Annotated in this window: 18 protein-coding genes; 12 read left to right on the top strand and 6 right to left on the bottom strand. The window is 47.1% G+C overall.

Features of this window, described 5'->3' with window-relative positions; genetic code table 11:
• Positions 1–133: 133 nt before the first annotated feature.
• From IPJ67_03100 to IPJ67_03090, 3 genes are all read left to right on the top strand, one after another.
• Complete coding sequence (locus IPJ67_03100) at positions 134–877, top strand: hypothetical protein (GenBank protein ID QQR77120.1); 744 nt, start codon at positions 134–136, stop codon at positions 875–877.
• A 95-nt stretch (positions 878–972) separates the two neighbouring features.
• On the top strand, positions 973–2,148 hold the full coding sequence (locus IPJ67_03095; GenBank protein ID QQR77119.1) for a serine protease: 1,176 nt from the start codon (positions 973–975) through the stop codon (positions 2,146–2,148).
• A gap of 92 nt (positions 2,149–2,240) precedes the next feature.
• Complete coding sequence (locus tag IPJ67_03090; protein QQR77118.1) at positions 2,241–2,528, top strand: co-chaperone GroES; 288 nt, start codon at positions 2,241–2,243, stop codon at positions 2,526–2,528.
• 101 nt (positions 2,529–2,629) lie between these two features.
• On the opposite strand, the gene IPJ67_03085 is transcribed toward IPJ67_03090, so the two are convergent.
• The 4 genes from IPJ67_03085 to priA all read right to left on the bottom strand — a co-directional run bounded on the left by IPJ67_03085 (position 2,630) and on the right by priA (position 7,220).
• Positions 2,630–3,466 carry a hypothetical protein gene (locus IPJ67_03085; protein ID QQR77117.1) on the bottom strand — a complete coding sequence of 279 codons (837 nt, stop codon included), beginning with the start codon at positions 3,464–3,466 and terminating at the stop codon, positions 2,630–2,632.
• Positions 3,467–3,473: 7 nt separating this feature from the next.
• Positions 3,474–4,433, bottom strand: coding sequence for a methionyl-tRNA formyltransferase (locus tag IPJ67_03080; protein QQR77116.1), 960 nt, complete (start codon positions 4,431–4,433; stop codon positions 3,474–3,476).
• Between the two features lie 254 nt (positions 4,434–4,687).
• A complete protein-coding gene (def, locus tag IPJ67_03075; protein QQR77115.1) occupies positions 4,688–5,167 on the bottom strand; it encodes a peptide deformylase in 480 nt (159 codons plus the stop codon).
• Positions 5,168–5,186: 19 nt separating this feature from the next.
• Positions 5,187–7,220, bottom strand: coding sequence for a primosomal protein N' (gene priA, locus IPJ67_03070; protein QQR77114.1), 2,034 nt, complete (start codon positions 7,218–7,220; stop codon positions 5,187–5,189).
• A gap of 112 nt (positions 7,221–7,332) precedes the next feature.
• On the opposite strand from priA, the gene rpsP reads away from it, so the two are divergent.
• From rpsP to IPJ67_03025, 9 genes are all read left to right on the top strand, one after another.
• Positions 7,333–7,698 carry a 30S ribosomal protein S16 gene (gene rpsP / locus IPJ67_03065; GenBank protein QQR77113.1) on the top strand — a complete coding sequence of 122 codons (366 nt, stop codon included), beginning with the start codon at positions 7,333–7,335 and terminating at the stop codon, positions 7,696–7,698.
• 420 nt (positions 7,699–8,118) lie between these two features.
• Positions 8,119–8,634 carry a 50S ribosomal protein L10 gene (locus IPJ67_03060; GenBank protein ID QQR77112.1) on the top strand — a complete coding sequence of 172 codons (516 nt, stop codon included), beginning with the start codon at positions 8,119–8,121 and terminating at the stop codon, positions 8,632–8,634.
• A gap of 33 nt (positions 8,635–8,667) precedes the next feature.
• Positions 8,668–9,093: a 50S ribosomal protein L7/L12 gene (gene rplL / locus IPJ67_03055; protein ID QQR77111.1), complete on the top strand. Its 426-nt coding sequence runs from the start codon at positions 8,668–8,670 to the stop codon at positions 9,091–9,093.
• Positions 9,094–9,229: 136 nt separating this feature from the next.
• Positions 9,230–10,258, top strand: coding sequence for an ABC transporter substrate-binding protein (locus IPJ67_03050; protein ID QQR77110.1), 1,029 nt, complete (start codon positions 9,230–9,232; stop codon positions 10,256–10,258).
• 68 nt (positions 10,259–10,326) lie between these two features.
• The gene (locus IPJ67_03045) at positions 10,327–11,004 is read left to right on the top strand and encodes an ABC transporter ATP-binding protein (GenBank protein ID QQR77109.1); all 678 of its coding nucleotides are present in this window, start codon (positions 10,327–10,329) and stop codon (positions 11,002–11,004) included.
• Entirely contained in the window at positions 11,001–11,747 is a 747-nt protein-coding gene (locus tag IPJ67_03040; protein ID QQR77108.1) for an ABC transporter permease, read from the top strand. The genes IPJ67_03045 and IPJ67_03040 overlap by 4 nt, the downstream gene beginning before the upstream one ends.
• Before the next feature lie 89 nt (positions 11,748–11,836).
• A complete protein-coding gene (locus IPJ67_03035; GenBank protein ID QQR77107.1) occupies positions 11,837–12,472 on the top strand; it encodes a VTT domain-containing protein in 636 nt (211 codons plus the stop codon).
• A gap of 13 nt (positions 12,473–12,485) precedes the next feature.
• A complete protein-coding gene (locus tag IPJ67_03030) occupies positions 12,486–14,045 on the top strand; it encodes a hypothetical protein (protein ID QQR77106.1) in 1,560 nt (519 codons plus the stop codon).
• Positions 14,046–14,162: 117 nt separating this feature from the next.
• A complete protein-coding gene (locus IPJ67_03025) occupies positions 14,163–14,735 on the top strand; it encodes a transferase (GenBank protein QQR77105.1) in 573 nt (190 codons plus the stop codon).
• Positions 14,736–14,994: 259 nt separating this feature from the next.
• Here the strand turns inward: IPJ67_03025 and IPJ67_03020 are convergent, their stop codons facing one another.
• A complete protein-coding gene (locus IPJ67_03020) occupies positions 14,995–15,897 on the bottom strand; it encodes a ferric reductase-like transmembrane domain-containing protein (protein ID QQR77104.1) in 903 nt (300 codons plus the stop codon).
• Between the two features lie 10 nt (positions 15,898–15,907).
• On the bottom strand, positions 15,908–16,885 hold the full coding sequence (locus IPJ67_03015) for an FAD:protein FMN transferase (GenBank protein ID QQR77103.1): 978 nt from the start codon (positions 16,883–16,885) through the stop codon (positions 15,908–15,910).
• Positions 16,886–16,897 lie beyond the last annotated feature (12 nt).

Raw genomic sequence — 16,897 nt, 5'->3', positions numbered from 1 at the left:
CCCCGGTTGGAATCATCGGGGCGTTTTTTTTGTAGTTAAAACTTTTCGTCTTGCTCTTTCGTGCTTGCATGTTGAGATGGGAAAAGAGTAGGATGGGGAAGTGAAGGCGGGAATTTTTTCTGGGGATTTTTCTATGTTATTTCATGCGTCTCTTTTGTTGTTTGCGGCGTTTTTCTTTGGGTCATTGGAGCTTGTTGTATTGTTTCCGGAATGGTTTTTGATGCTCGCGCTCATTTTTCTGGGGGGAGTTTTTCGGATGTCGTGGCGATTTGGAGGATCGGCGAGTTTGGCTATTGTGCCGACACTCTTTTCATTTTCGGCAGTGTTCCTTTTGTTTTTTGTGAGCTCTTCACGTGAGAAACACATATTCATTCTTTTGAGCTCACTCGTTTTCTACGTGGCAGTGCTTGGGATTTATAGACTTCGACAGTACGCGGGCGACCTCACAGCACAGAGTATGCTGTCGCTTGTTGCAATGACAACACTCTTTTTTCTCTTTAGTGTTTTTTCTGGTTTGTTTCTGAATTTTCAGAGATTTACCGAGTATATGCTGATGCTGTCGTGTGGAGTGTCGGCGTTTCTGGTGGGACTTTCTGTCTTTTTGCGTTCGTTTCGTGAAGAGTGGGAGAAGGCGATGTTTTATGCGCTTCTCCTGGGATTCTTTGCGGCACAACTTGCTTGGATTGGGACGTTTTGGCCGTTTGGGTACTTGACAACAGGCGTACTTATGCTTATGTTTACTTCTCCTATCTGGGATAGTATTCAGGCAGAAACGGCGGGAGGCATTTCGAAGAAGCGCTTGGCGGCGCATGTGATTCTCATACTTCTCCTCACGATAGTGGTACTCTCGAGCGCTCAGTGGTTTCAGGTGGTGTAGTGTATAATGGAACTTATTGAGCCTGTTAGTCGAGATTGTTTCTCATGACTTCTTGAGGATGCTCTTACTTTTGAAATCTTTGAATGTTGAGTTTTATGAACGTACTTGTGAAAAAATGTTTGTGGTCTGGGTTTGTGGTTGCAAGCATCGCGCTCCTTGGAGGTGTGGCGGGCATCGTTGCCGATCGCGTGCTCTTGCCAAAAATCGCTGCGGATAGTTTTCTTTCCCGATGGGGAATATTCCAAAAGGCAGCTGAGAACACGGTTATTATCAACAAGACAGAGCAGGTGACGATTCGTGAAGATGACTCAGTGGAGACGATTGCGCTTTCGGCATCTCCTTCGGTGGTGAATATTCTTTCGGTGAGGAGGGGCGGTGGTGCCGAAATCGCAAAGGTTGGAGAGGAAACTTCGAAAAATGTGGGCATGCTCCAAGGAAGCGGTGTACTCGTCACCAATGATGGTCTCATTGCAACGTTTCGCACAGCGCTTCTCGAAAATGCCTCGTATACCGTATTTCTCTACAATGGAATAAGTTATCCTGCGACACTTGTGGCGACTGACTCGCTCACGGGACTTTCCTACTTGTCGATTGCGGCTTCCAATTTACCTTCCATATCTTTCGCTGATCCGGATGGGATTCGCGCGGGGAAGAAATTAATTTTGATTGCTAATACGGCGGAAGAATATCGGAACCGTTATTCAACGGGACTTTTGGGCAATACAGACAAATCATTTAATATCGCCGGAGGTGTCGTTGCATCGTCGGAGCAGTGGGAGGGCGTGTATGCTGTTGATGCTGCGACACTTGCTCCTTATCTTGGCGGTCCAGCTATCGACTATCAAGGGGATTTAGTTGGTATCGTTGGGAACGCGCCGAAAGACGGTGGTTTCGAAACATTTCTGCTTCCTGGGAGCGCTGTGAAGGCATCGCTTGAACGACAAGTGCGCGGGACGCTTTCGAATCGACCTCGTTTGGGCGTTTCGTATATTTCTATCACCAAGGCATATGCGATTGCCAACTCAATTGGTCGTGACCGTGGCGCGCTTATCATGACTCCTTCCGGGCGACAGGGACTTGCCATCCTCTCAGGATCACCAGCGGAAAAGGCAGGGCTTCGTATTGGTGATATTGTTATCGCTGTTAACGAGCAAGAGATTAATCTCGACAACCCACTCTCTGTAGCAATCGGGAGACTGAGTCGGGGAGATATCGCGACGCTCCGCGTACTTCGTGGAGGAATAGAGCAAGATGTGTCTGTTGATCTGTAGCGTGCTTCAAGAGACAAATTTTTAGCACTCTTCCTTGACAAGTGCCAATCGCTTTCTTAAAATAGAGAGAGTGATAATCCGTTAATCTGAATATGCCTATGAAAAAGGTGAATGTTGCGCCACTTGGTGAGAATGTGTTGGTTGCTTTTGAAAAGCCGGAAGTGAAAACCGATTCAGGTCTTTATTTGCCGGAGAATGCCTCTTCGGATCGATCCTCAAAGGAAGGCAAGGTTGTAGCGATTGGCGAGAGTGACAAGATCAAGGTGAAGCCCGGTCAGCACATTATCTATACCCGCTATGGCGGAACCGATATCAAGATAGCCGGTACTGAATATGCCATTGTCAAAAACGAAGATATTCTCGCTGTGGTGACAGAGTAGTCTTTGAATGGTATTGGTCTCGATACTTTGAACACGTCTGACATAAAACGACTCTTAGCAGAAAGAGTCGTTTTATAATTTTTTTGTCGAAGGTATCTTTGCTATTTCCCCACAGGGAGATTCTTTGTTTTCCATTCGTCAAATCCAGAGGAGAGTGTGATAGTATTGAAGAAACCGAGGTCGAAAAGGAGGACTCCGCCAGCGAAGCTCTCGCGGTCGTTGGCACCGTAGACGAGTATGCTCGCCGTTGAGGGAATGATGTGGCGATTTGCCTCGATGCTTGCGAAAGGAATGTTGGTGGCGCCAGCTATGTGTCCGCTGGAAAAAAGATCGGGAGAGCGGATATCGAGGATGAACCATTGTCCGCCACTGCCGATTTTTGTTTTCGCTTCTTCGGGAGAAGTGAGCGTGACCTTGGTGACGTCAAGGGAGGAAGTGGGATCGGCGCGGCGTATGATGAGTCCGGTCTTTTCTTTCCATGATTCGTAGGTTCCGTCGAATACAAAAATATGCTCGTCGGGAATGCCACGTGTCCGCAAGAGTGCAACAAGCTGCCCCGCCGAAGAGGTGCTTGGTGCGACAATGACCCAATTTTGTGATTTTTCAGCATCGGTTGGCTGGAGAGATTGCTCGGCATCTTCGATCATGAGGCTTTCGGAACCGATGATGTGCTCGTCCGCCCAGAGTGATGTCGGGCGCGTATCGATGATTCTCGTTCCGCTGTCGGGCTCTTTTTGTAAAATAATATCTTGGAGCTTCTGGAGTGTGATAGTGTGGAAGTCGCTGGCGATTTCTTGCTGGACAGTGTCATTCGAGATGCTTTTGTTGGATTGTTGATTATTCTTTGAACGAAAAAGTGACCATGCTCCAATACTAATAACCAGAGCGAGTCCCAAAAAAATTACAAAGGCGTCTTTCGAACCTTTTTCTTGTGGCATAGCGTTCTTATTCGAGTATGCTTCCAACGAAGTCGGGGTATCCGCGGATGAAATCTTTGGCGGAGACGCAGGACTTTCCCTCAAGCTGGATTTCATTAAGGAGGATGGTGCCGCGTGTGGTTGCGACCCCGAGAGTCTCGCCAATTTCAAATACCTGTCCAAGATCATGGTGTATTTCTGGACTTTGCTTCTGAAGTGAAATGCTGTGAAATTTGATGCGAAGGAGAGAGCCATCCTTTCTCCAGAACGAGAAAATCCCAGGCCAGGGAGAAAGTGCCCGGTAACGATTGTATATCGATTCTGCCTCATCGCTCCAGAATACTTTTCCGTCTTCACGCTCTATGAGTTGGCAGAGGGTTATGCCAGAAGTTTCTTGTGGTGTTGGTTCTATTTCTTTGTCGAGCCATTTCTCAAGTGTGGGAATGAGAAGTGCGGTGCTTGCTTTGGCGAGTTTTGGGAGGAGGGTAGCAGTGGTATCGAGTGGGTCAATGGGAACAGTTTTCTGCTTGAAGATTGCTCCGGTATCCATACCAGCGTCCATTTTCATGATAGTGACACCGGTTTCGGTGTCACCGGCAAGGAGAGCATTTTGAACTGGCGAAGCGCCCCTCCAGCGAGGAAGGAGGGAGGCATGGATATTGATGCAGCCGAATGGAGGAATGTCGAGTACTTCTTGTGGGAGAATTTTCCCATAGGCAGCAACGATGATGATGTCTGGCTTGAGAGCGCGCAACATTTCTTTTGCTTCACTATCGAATCGGACGGGTTGTTCGACGGGTATGCTGTGCGTGTCGGCAAATATCTTGACGGGACTCTGTACAACTTCTTGATTGCGACCGGACGGACGGTCGGGCTGTGTGTATGCAGCGACAACATTGTAGCCCGCGCCGACGATTGATTGGAGCATTGTTTCTGCGAAGTGTGGTGTTCCCATAAACACTACGCGGGTGCTCGATGCTTCTGACATAATTTTTTCTCTTAGTATATCGAGGAAATTTGTATTCTGTAGAATATTTTTCTTGGAAAACTTTTGGAGTTTGTAAGATAAGCTTGTTTTCGGGAAAAATTGTTTTTTTGCTTGTCTCCGCTTGCTCCGAAAGCCGCAAAAAAACAATTTTTCCCGAAAAACAGTACAAAAAGGGCGTGTTTTTGTGACAACTTCTTATAGAGATTTCTTCTTGCCTAATCCTGCTTTCAAGCTTCTCCTTCCCTGTATGTTTTCTAGAGAGCGTAGTGTTTTCTCTGTTTCTGATTTTTGAATCGATCGGCGATGAGGATGCCGTCGAGGTGGTCGATTTCGTGTTGGACGACGATAGCGAAAAGTCCCGTGGCTCGCTTTTTAATTTCTTTGCCGTGTTCGTCTTCGTAGCGGAGAGTCACTTTCTCGGAGCGTTCGATGAGGAAGTATTCTTTGGGGAGGCTGAGGCATCCTTCTTCGAAGAGAATCTTTTCTTTGGAGAAAGAAGTAATCTTTGGATTGATGAGCACGGTTCGATCACCTTCAATCTCGATGACGGCGAGTCGAATTGAATGATCAACCTGCGGCGCGGCAAGTCCGATTCCTTCCGCAACACGAAGAGAATCAAACATGACGGGGATGAGATTTTGAATGTCGGGTGAGAGCGGGTCTTTCACGCGAGCGGCTTTTCGGTGAAGTATCTCGGTATCTCTGCCGGTCACGATAGGGAGAATGGTAGTCATATTTTTCAGAAAAACAGCGTTATTCACTTTCTTTTGTCCATCCATGAGGAAGTGTCATGAGGAAGTTTTCGAAGGCAGGGAGATTTTTTTTGGACGAACGGGACTGCCGAATGAGGATGTGTTGTTCGAAGAAGCGACTTTTTGAAGTTTGCGGTGTTTTGCGGATCGGGGATGGTGGAGAAATGCGCAGTGTGCGACCGGATTCTGTTGCATATGCCTGGAGCGCTTCGTATACGCGGTCAACTTCTTGGGAGAGTTTCTTCGTGGTTGTGAATCGACCGATGAGTTTGGTCATTGTGCCGAAAGGGGGGTAGAGAAAGAGTTGGCGCTCCTCCTCGATGGTTCGGAAGAATCCTTCGAGATCTTCTGTGCCAAGGAGCGAAAAGAGCGGGTTTTCGGGATGGAATGTCTGAATGAAAACATCCCCCTGTCCCGATTCTTTGTTGCGTCCTCTCCCTGCCCGTCCGCTTGCGGAGAATATATTTCGGAGTGCGATTTCGTCTGCATCCCATGAGGGAGCGCCGAGAAGCGTGTCCGCATCTATGATACCAATGAGTGAGAGGCGGGGCAAGTCCCAACCGCGTATGCCGTGCTCGGTGGTGATGAGTACGTCTCGTGTTCCTGCGATGAATTCTTGCACACGAGAGAAGGTTGTTTTCTGAGTGGCGCTCTTTCGGTCGTATCGGACGGTGCGGATATACGGGAAGCGACGGGCGAGGTCTCGTTCGACGCGCTCGGTTCCTGCGCCGAGGTGTTGAAAGGCGAGCGACCCGCAGGCAGGGCATGAAGGCGTTGCGCCGAGCGTTTTCTTGCAGTGAATACAAAAATAATCGCCTTCTGCTCGGTAGGCGAGGGGTTTCTTGCAGTCAGAGCATCTGAAGACGGTCTTGCATTCCGTGCAGATGGAGAAGGAATTCATGCCTTCGCGGGAGACAAAGAGGAGTGCCTGTTCTTTGTGATCAATCGTAGCAGCAAGAGCGTTGCCAAGTTCTTCCGATACGGGGGCGAGCTTTTTCTTCCAGCGTTCGAATCGGAGATTGATAGTGTGGAAGGATATGGATCGAGTGGGTGAGGCGGGGAGCGTCACAAGTCCTCCTGATTTGCGCGCGGTGAAAAACATTTCAAATGATGGCGCCGAAGAGCCGAAGAGGCAATGTGCATGATGGAGTTCTGCAAATTTCTCTGCTGTGCGATGCACCTCGTATGGCAGGATGATGCCCTGCTTCTGGTATGAGGGAGCGCCGGCGTCGTCTACGATGACGAGGGCAAGCTTGCAAAAGGGAAGGAAGAGTGCTGATCGAGTGCCGAGGAGGATTCGGATGTCGCCACTTTGTACGCGATGAATCAGCGCATCTCGCTCAGACGTTTTCATCCCGGGATGAAAAACAGCGAGCGCATTCTCTCCAAATATTTTTGCGTAGCGATCGTGCTCCTGCAGGAGAATGGATTTGTCGGGGAAGAGGATAATCGCCTGCCTGCCTTTTGCGAGGAGCTTCTGGATACATTCGAAGTACACGAATGTTTTGCCTGATGCTGGCGGTCCAAAGAGAAGGGTATGCGGATGAGTGGAGGTAAGTATGTTTTTTGTCGCTTGTTTTTGTTCTCGTGTGAGTGTGAAGAGTTTTCTCTGTATGGAGAGCTTTTTCCATGGGCGAAGCTTTTTTGGTGAGTCTGTTGAAAGTATATCGTGCTCTTTGGGAAATATCTTTGGGAGGAATTTGGGAAGTATGGTGCCGAGAGCGAGGGAATTGGCGCAGGAGAGATGCTCTGCGAGGCAAAGCGCGCTTTCGGGGAGGAATGCTCTCGCGAGCAGTTTCCCAACGTCTTTGTATTGAAACGGTCTTCGCGATGAGAAAGACGGTGAAGTGTGTGACAACTCTCGTCCCCAGACAATGCCGCGGACGGTTCTCGGTCCGAATGATATTGAAACAACAGATCCGCGAGGAAGGTCTTTGCTTGACCGGTATGAGAAAAACGGCGACTTTTCCGGTGAAAGTGCCACAAGGGGGACAATGTGGAGAAGGATTGAGTGATCTTGTGTTGGGGCCTTCATGATTCTATCCTACCAAGAGTCTCACCTCTTGGGAATTAAGGATATATACGAGTATTGACAGGTTTTTATTCTCGCGCTAGAGTGGAGGAAGCCTTAAAAAGAGCGATTTTTTATGTTGACTATTCGATTTAATAGAACAGGAAGGAAGAACCGCCCGAGTTATCGAGTGGTGTTGCAGGAACATACCGTGGCGCCAGGCGGTCGGCATGTCGAGGTTTTGGGGAGCTACGATCCCTATTCCAAGCAGACGCTGTTGAAACGCGAGCGGATACAGCATTGGATTGAGCGAGGGGCACAGCCTTCGGATACGGCGCACAATCTTCTCGTTCGAGAAGGGATTCTGACTGAGGGGAAGCGCGCAGTGAAAATGCCGAAACCAGTCGCGAAAGAAGCTCCGACAGAAGCCGTGGAAGCAAAGGTTGAGATGAAGGCAGAAAAGGGCGAGACAGAGAAGAGTGAGACAGAAGCGAAAGCATAGTGCTCCTTACAATAGTTTCGAGTAGAGTTTTCCGCAGACATGAGGCGCTTCAATACGAAGACAAGTCCTCACGAGGAAAGAATGCAAGTGTCACTTGAACTTTTGCATTCTTTGAGAAAATGTCCGCGGAAATCGCGGATTTTTTTGTTTTTCTTTTGTGGGAGGCAGGGTATCGCCTGGTTTCTTGGAGGAGTTTCTTTCTTATTGAGATTCCCTGGGGTCTGTTAAGGCGGCTGTTCTTTGCTTACCAAACAGGTATGGAAGGTGAGTATTCAAGTTCACAATTTTTTGGAAGCAATCGTTTCTTATAAGCGTTCTGTAGAAGAGCGTGTAGGAGATGACTTCTTCCAAGAAAAGAGGAAGGATAAAAGGAAGCAGGGTCGAACTTCCTTGGAGAAAAGTCTATTTTGAAAAGAATCTATGCAGACAAAGAAACAGAAGGAAGATATCGTCGGCGATGTGACGGAACGAGTGCGTTCGTCAAAGTCAGTCGTGTTTGCGAAGTATGCCGGTCTTACCGTGAAAGAGTCCATGGAGCTTCAGCGGGAACTTCGGAAAAGTGGTGGCTCGCTTCGCGTAGTGAAGAAGACGCTTCTTTCGATTGCGCTCAAGTCGGTTGGGGTTCAGGTGGACGTACGGGCGCTTGAAGGGCAGATTGTTGCGGCGTTTTCTCCGGACGAGGTGACCGCGCCAAAGGTGCTGGTTGAGTTTGCCAAGAAGCACAAAGCACTCGTCATTGCGGCAGGATCGCTTGGAGACAAAGCGTTGTCAGCAGATGAGGTAGCAGCGCTTTCGAAGCTTCCATCATTGTTGGAACTTCGGGCACAGCTTGCCGGGACGCTTATGGCACCGATTTCTGGATTTGCTCGGACGCTTTCGGGAAATCTCTCGGGATTGGTTCGTACACTCCGGCAGGTTGCTGAACAGAAAGGCTAGTGTTTCCTTGTTAATTTCCCTAATATTTTTCGTATGACTGAGGAAAAAGTTGAAGAGAAGAAAGCAGTGGTTGTTCCGGAGAAATTCGCGAAGCTTGTCGAAGAAATCGAGAAGATGAGTGTTTTGGACTTGTCCGAGCTCGTGAAGGTACTTGAAGAGAAGTTTGGCGTGTCGGCAGCGGCACCCGTCATGATGGGTGGTGCGATGCCGGCAGGTGCCGCAGCTGGTGCGGAGGCTCCGGCAGAGAAGACTGATTTTGATGTCGAGCTGACAGCAGCGGGTGGTCAGAAGATCAATGTGATCAAGGCTGTCCGTGAAATCACCGGTCTCGGACTTAAGGAATCGAAGGATTTGGTTGATGGCGCGCCAAAGATTGTGAAAGAAAAAGTGGCAAAGGCAGATGCCGAAACCATGAAAAAGAAGCTCGAAGATGCCGGCGCAACCGTGACACTGAAGTAGCTCTTGGTTTTTTGAGTAGTTTTCAAAACATCCTCGGTATGTCGGGGATGTTTTGTTTCTGTTATACTGTGCCCGAAGCGACGCGGGTTTTTCTTGTGGCAGGCAGTGTTTTTTAATCAATAATTATGAAGAATATATGCAGAGGATATTTGGAGGCATGATACTGGTGCTCTTGGTTCTTGCAGGTGGGTGGTTTATCAGCAATCGCCCAAAAGAAGACCAAGAGAACAACCCCTCTTCTGCTGTAGAGAGGAAGAAAGAAATGACAACGGTGAGGATAACTACGATGCCGGTCGTACAAGGGCTGCCGTTCTATCTTGCAAAAGAGAAAGGTTATTTCGAAGAGGTGGGAATTGATGCGGAATTCGTGAAATTCGAAGCGCCAAATCAAATAATCGACGCTCTCTTGCAGGGAAGGGTGGATATCACGCCGCCCTCTGCGGCAACGGGTGTCGTCGGTATTGCTGATTCGAAAAATCCCAGGAAACTCCTCATCTATTCTGTGGGCGGTGGGGATGATGTCGTTCAAAATGATGCCTTGCTTGTTGGGAATGATAGTCCACTGCAGTCATTTCAAGATTTGAATGGTAAGAGTATTGGCATTGTAGCGGGGAGCGTGCAATGGGATGCCATCGCACGTGATATTCTGGCGAAGCATGACCTCATTGTAGGCAAAAATGTTACGTTGGTTGAATTGCCTCTTGGACTTCAGTTGCAAGCGCTTGCGGCTGGTCAGGTAGATGCACTTATCACAGTTGAACCGATTCCGACTGTGGTAAAAGCAAAAGGAATCGGCAAAGAGATGATGGATCACTTGACGACGAAATCTATTTCCAATCCGTTTTATTCTGGCGTCGGAGTTATCCGAAAAGATTTTGCGATGGAAAATCCAGAGGTGGCTCAGAAGGTGCTCGAAGTATTTGGGCGAGCAGTCGCAGAAATTAATGACAATCCCGATGCGGCACGACAGTATCTCAAAGGATATACCGCTCTCGACGACGATATGATAAAGATTGTGCCGATTTCTCGATTTCGGATGTACAGTGCTCTTGACGAGAATGATATTACTGCAACGCAGACGTTTCTCGACATTTTTACTACGCGGAATATCGTGAAAGAGCATCTCGATTTTCGGAAACTTCTTTACGACCCGTCGGCACTATGAGAGGCACTTTGTCCGTTCGCCATTTGAGAAAATCCTTTGGAGACATTTCGATTTTCCAAGATTTCAGTATGGATGTTTGCAGCGGGAGTATATCAGTACTTTTTGGTCCGAATGGATCGGGAAAGTCGACGCTTCTTAATATCCTTTCCGGTATAGTGCCAAAAGATGGCGGGTCGGTAGATATGGACGGTATCGATCGTCTTCACATCAGCTATATTTTTCAAAATTATCGCGAGTCACTTTTCCCGTGGCGGACGAACTTTGAAAACGTGATTCTTCCACTTGAAATTCGCAGGGAGAGTCGTAGGACAATGCGACTGCGCATGCGGGAACTTCAGGAGCTCTTCGAATTCGACTGTCCTTGGGAAGGATACCCGTATCAACTTTCTGGCGGTGAACAGCAAATCGTTGCTTTCATGAGAGCTCTCATCATGCGTCCCCGAGTACTCCTTATTGATGAACCATTCTCCGCACTTGATTATGAAAATAATCTTCGACTCCGGGAACACTTGCAGAAATATACCTCTGCATTTAATCCCACGACTCTTCTGGTGACGCATAACGTTGAGGAAGCAGTGCATCTCGGCAAGCGAATATTTGTACTCTCTCAACGTCCAACGGTGGTCGCCGGAGAGATTGAGAATCCCTTGCCGTATCCGAGAACATTGGAACTTCTCAAAACAGAGATGTTCCATCAAACGAAAGATTCAGTTCTTGCCTTGTTTCAGAAAGAAGCTCGCTTATGAGAAGATACGCCATGATAATTGGTCCCGTATCGTTCTTTGCGCTTTGGTGGGGCGTGACGCGGTTTGGATTTGTAGACACATTCTTTCTGCCAGATCCAATCGCAGTGTTTGGAAAATTAGCAGAGCTTCTTTTGAATGGATCATTGTTTGAAGATAGTATCGTCACATTGCGACGGGTTTTGAGTGCATTTTTTGCGGCGCTAATTTTTGGAATACCGCTCGGACTCTGGCTTGGTCGGATGGAGACAATGTATCGGAGTATAGAATTTGTTATTGATTTTTTTCGTTCGACTCCGGCAACGGCGCTTTTCCCTTTATTTCTTCTTGTTTTCGGAGTCACGGATGCATCGAAAATAGCTGTTGCTGCGTTTACTTCGATGCTCTTGATTATTTTTAATACTGCTCACGGTGTTATGTATGCGAAAAAATCTCGCATACTCGCAGCGACCATTATGGGCGCGACAGAGACGCAGATATTTCGTTTGGTGCTTTTTTGGGAGAGTCTCCCTCAGATATTCGTTGGTTTGCGCAGTGCTTTGAGTATGTCACTCGTGGTCATTGTTGCTGCAGAAATGGTTATTGGGACATCGTCGGGATTGGGACGAAGGATTATCGATGCTCAAGTCACCTATGAAATTCCCACAATGTATGCGGCAATTTTGCTTTCTGGTATTGTTGGCTATGCGCTCAATATGTGCTTTTTGATACTCGAAAAGAAGCTTCTTCACTGGAATGGAAGATGAGGGTATTCTTGAGTGAATTCAAGAGGTGCCCTTCCTTTTTCTTGAGAAGTTGCTTATACTGTGGGGGTTATTCGCCTAATGAAATTGCTATGTTGCCCGGAGTCAATCTCTCGGAGTTTATTCTCACTATCGGCTATATTGGTCTTTTTGCGGTCATATTTGCCGAGACAGGGTTATTTCTCGGATTCTTTTTGCCAGGGGATAGCCTTTTGTTTGTTGCGGGGCTTCTGGCGAGCGGTGGGGTATTGTCTCTCCCGATACTTCTCATGATTGTTTTTACCGCAGCGGTCTTGGGAAATGTTGTTGGCTATATGTTTGGACTTCGTATGGGAACAGCGCTCTTTAGTCGCGAGGAATCATTGCTTTTCAAGAAATCTCACATTCGACGAGCGGAAGACTTCTTCAATCGTTATGGCGCGAAGACTATTGTACTCGCACGATTTATGCCGATCGTTCGTACTTTTGCACCAATTCTCGCCGGTGTCGGACGGATGAATTTCCGAGAGTTTCTTTTCTACAATGTGATTGGTGGTTTTCTCTGGTCATTTGGACTGCTTCTCGGTGGGTTCTTCCTCGGGCGAGTGGTTCCCGATGTTGATCGCTATATTCTCCCGATTGTCATTGTTATTATCATTCTCTCCTTTCTTCCAGGTATTTTGAAGTATCGCCAAGAGAAAAGGCGGGTAGTGCAGAATCAGATAGATAATGGAAGTGTGGACGAATAATGTTCGTATAAATATGAATGTGCAACACTGTATTACGGCATTTGAACGAGTCTATGGCAAGCGGTCTGATTCTGAGAATGCTCTTATTCGATTTTCTCTTGAGAATTTCGTAGCGTCGCGAAATAACCGCGCCAAGGACATTCTCTCTGAGGAAGTTCTGGAATCTCTACAAATAGAACAGAAACTTCTGCCTTGTGGTCTCCCGAGGACGATGCTGTGCGTTGACGGTCGAGTGCTTGTAAAACTCGTTGCCTCGCTTCATGGGGGAGCAATTCGGACACCTGCTGCTGACAATGCGGAGTTTCTTCCTCATGCAGAAGAGGATGATTTGTTTCTCTCGGAAGGGGAACTTGCTCGAGCACTGCGGGAGTCGTTCTCTGAAGGTGACACGGTGACTTGGGTATTGGACAGTCATTTACACTGCGCTGCGAGGAAAGTGCTTTCAACGGAGGTTCGCGGGGAGACTCCTCTTGATGATGGACTTTTTGATGATGTGACAAGGAAAAGAAAAATGGCAGAAGCGCTTCGGAAGTTTGTTCAGAAGAATATTGAATCTCAAAAGCGTCTTGTTCTTATTCATACTTCGTTTGATCCTCATTCGGGGTATCTTTTCATGGGTCTTGAGAAGGATGACATTATAAATGATAGCCGAGTTCTTCGTGAAGGGTTTACAGAGAAAGTTTTGTCTTGTCTCGTTGATGAGGGGAAAATACTTTCGACGGAGCGTTGGTCTTGCGATGGTGGGATATTGTTTGATGCATTTGTGGAGCATGCTTTTGACTTTGATTACGAGATAACATATCGGACAAGTACACTCCTTTTTTGGCGAAATCTCGAGGAAATCTCGAAAGGTGCTCTTTCCTTGGTAAAGCAAGAAATTGTTCAAGTGTTTCCTGAGCTTCGTGACGATTCAGGTGCACTTCAAGAGCGAGCCATCCTTTTGCTTGCGAATGCATTTACGGCATTTCTATTAAATCGTTGTGCGGAATATCCTTATAGCAAACATGATGAAAGTGTTATAGTAGTGACTTCTGGTGATCGTGGACCTTATGACCGATTGCGATCATTTTCTGTTGATCCATATAATCCAAATCTCTCGTTTGTAATTAAGTTTGTCGAGGGGCTTATTCGGAATAATCGGCTGGCAGGGCGTTCATCTGAGATGGAATTGAAAGCAGTGGAGGAATTTTTTGGAGATGATCTCACTGAGTATGTACGCAGTGCTGTTCCGGTTATCTTTTTCCAAAAGTTGGAAAAAGAATGCTCACCTGAAATGGTGCGTGTCTTAGAGGATATTGATTGGTCGGATACGGTATGTCTCCCATGGATGGATATGTCATCACAAGAATTCCGAGCATACCTAGAGAAAAAAGTGCCCACTCTTTCAGATGATATCGCAGAAAAAATAGAGCGACTTCGAGAAGACGCTTGGGCGATATTTCAACCGGGTCTTTCTGCAACAGATGATTTGCTCTCTGGGCGACTTTTCCCAGTTTTTGCGCTTCGTTCTTTCGAACACGAGATTATTGCACTTCTCCCGTTTCTTGCAAAGGGATATCGGGAGAAGATGTAGTCGTTCTGGTGACGCCTATGGACATTCTTCAGTGATTCGTTTATTCTACCGAGGCTGTTCCTGTTCTTTTGTGTCCTTTGAATTTCTCATGGCGGTTTTGCAATCTGAGGAGGCTGTATGGTTCATGAAAAAGGCAGATTTGGATCTCCGGATATCCACAATCTGAGCTATGTTGATCCACTCGCAGTTGTCATTGGTCGGGTTACCGTTGAAGCGCAAGTCATTATTGCTCCACATGCCTCTATTCGTGCGGATGAGGGAGCCCCCTTTTTTATTGGGCATGGAACGAATGTTCAGGATCAAGTGGTGTTCCATGGGCTTCGCGACAAGCAGTTTGAGGTTGATGGCATTCCGTGGTCTATTTATATTGGATCACATTGTTCAATTGCACACTGCGCTTGTATTCACGGTCCGACTGTAATCGGGAAGAAAACTTTTATTGGCGTTCGATCTACTGTTTGGGGCTCGGTTATCGGTCGGAATTGCTATGTTGGATTTCACTGTCTTGTTATGGGCGTGAAAATTCCACCTAATCGATTTGTTCCTCATGGCTCGGTAATTCTTAGTCAGGGGGATGCGGATATTCTTCCGGAAGTTCCTCCTGAGTACAAAATGTTCAATGGGGAAGTGGTTGATGTAAATAAACGACTATGTCAACTACATAGAAACGTTTGTTCCGAGGAGCTGTAAGGAGGAGAACAAAGCTTGAGATATAACAAAACCCTGCATTATGAGGAATGCAGGGTTTTCTTTCTAGAGCCTATCTCAAAAATAATCTTTGCCTTACTTTTTGTAAATTTTGACGGAAAATCATTCAAGACTCGTCGAAATATCCCGATATTCCTTCTTGTTTTTCATAACTTTCCATTCAAATTTCCTAAAAATCGTCGAAAGCTATTTTTGGTATAAGCTCTAGTTATTTTTTCAGACTCCTGTGATTTCAATTATGCTACGTACTTTGATTAGTAATTGATGATACTGGCTGTTGTTGTATAGCGCGGCGGCGGAGGACGTTGGAGAGTTTGAGGGCGAGGTTCGAGAAAAGAAGGATGACAAGGAAGATATTTATGCCGATGAAGATGTTTCGGTAGAGAGGAATTTTCATATCTGTACCGAGGAATAGTGCGTGTGCGACGACAGTCGCGTATACGAAAATATTGAGAAAATGAGTGATTCTCCAGATACGTTGTGGAATCATGGGTTTGATCCAACTCGTGAAGACAAGAACGATGAATCCGTAGAGTGCCATGATGCCAAGGGCAAGTGAGAGGGGGTCGAGTTTGTCGGCGCTGATATGGAAGGGGATGAATGCGTCAGCAAGTGTCGGCAGCATGAATGGATCAAAGAGGAAGCTTATACTGTGGAGAAATGCAAAGAAGAGTGTCTGTACTGCGAGAGTGTAATGAACAGAAAGAGAATAGACGGGACGGATGATATTCTTGAGACCGGGAAGTCGAATGGCAACACCGAGGAAAATAGTAAGCCAAGCGAAAGCGAAAGCGATGAGTCCCGAGGCGCGGGTGATGTACCAGACCCAAGGAGTTTGTATCGAGGATGGATTTGGTGTGATGATGGTGGTCGCTGAGGGTGATGTTGAATCAAGCGGGTCGGTCTTCGCAAGTATCTCTGTTCCGTCATACCAGCCGTCACTGTCGCTGTCGGGATTTTTTGGATCGGTCTGAAAGAGTGTTGTTTCTCCAACATCGGTTAGTCCGTCGAGATCGGAATCGAGTATGGGACCGTCGGGATAGGAGAGAAAGTTCATGGGCTCTTCGGCACGAGTGATTGGCGACGCGAATACGATCACTCCCAATACGAATGCAATAAATGCAGATACGAAAACTCTTTTCATAGGAGTCGCGTTATTTTTTGGAAAGAAAATGCTTAATTTCGGGAGTGAGGTTCCAGGAGATTTTTGACGTTTCTTTGGAGCTTGCTTTGATGAAAATAGCAGGGATGGAATGTTGTTTGGCGTAGCAGAATCCGTCCTTGATTCCCATAAGGAATAGCACTTTGGCAAGGAAATCGGCGTGTTCGGCAGAATGTGAGATGACAGTGACAGAAAGGAGATTGAAGGAGAAAGTGTTTGGATGTTTGGGATGAATGAGGTGGTGATAGCGTTTCCCTTGGGAGGACGTCCATTGTTTTCTGGTAATGCCGGACGTCGCTATCGCTTTCTCGGTGATTTCGAGGAGCAAGGATTCTTCGGGGATGTTTTCGACATTGATGCTCCAGCGTCCTCTTTCACGATTGGTGCCACGCGCCATCATATCACCACCCGAGTCAACGAGGAAATTGTGCCAACCATCACTTTGTATTTGCTCTGCCATTTTGTCTAGAATATATCCTTTGGCGATTCCGGAAAAGTCCATAGGTGTGTCGAGTTGCACCATTTCACCCCAGACTTTGAGATCGTGCTTGAGTGGAGTGATGCGCGGGGAGAAGAACCTTTCAAGTATCGGCGATTGGGATTGTATATTGGAGAAGTCCGAGCTATATCCGATACGTTCAAGAACGGAGAGAATACGCGGATCAAAGAGGCCATCACTCTTTTTGTGAAATGAGAGTGCATGAAGCGCGATAGCGAGCATGTCAGGTGAAGCGTTTCGAAACTCTCCGATATGTCTGTTGAATTGTGAAAGTTCACTTTCGAGGTCGAATCGATTGAAGATCTTTATTTTTTCAAAGCAGCACTCGACGGCTTTTGCGAGTGAGTCTTCTGCTCTTCGGGTCTCGCCTTTTCGGTGGATTATTTCGAGATACGTTTCCGTTCCCATAGCACGAAAGAGACGGGTTGTAGAGAGAAGCGCCTCCTTCGAGTTGTGATGCTTCGGAGTCATGGACGTTCCGAA

This window comes from Candidatus Moraniibacteriota bacterium (assembly GCA_016699385.1).
Taxonomy (GTDB): domain Bacteria; phylum Patescibacteriota; class Minisyncoccia; order Moranbacterales; family UBA1568.
The sequence above is the reverse complement of the archived record's forward strand: the minus strand, read 5'-3'. Positions and strand labels throughout refer to the sequence as shown.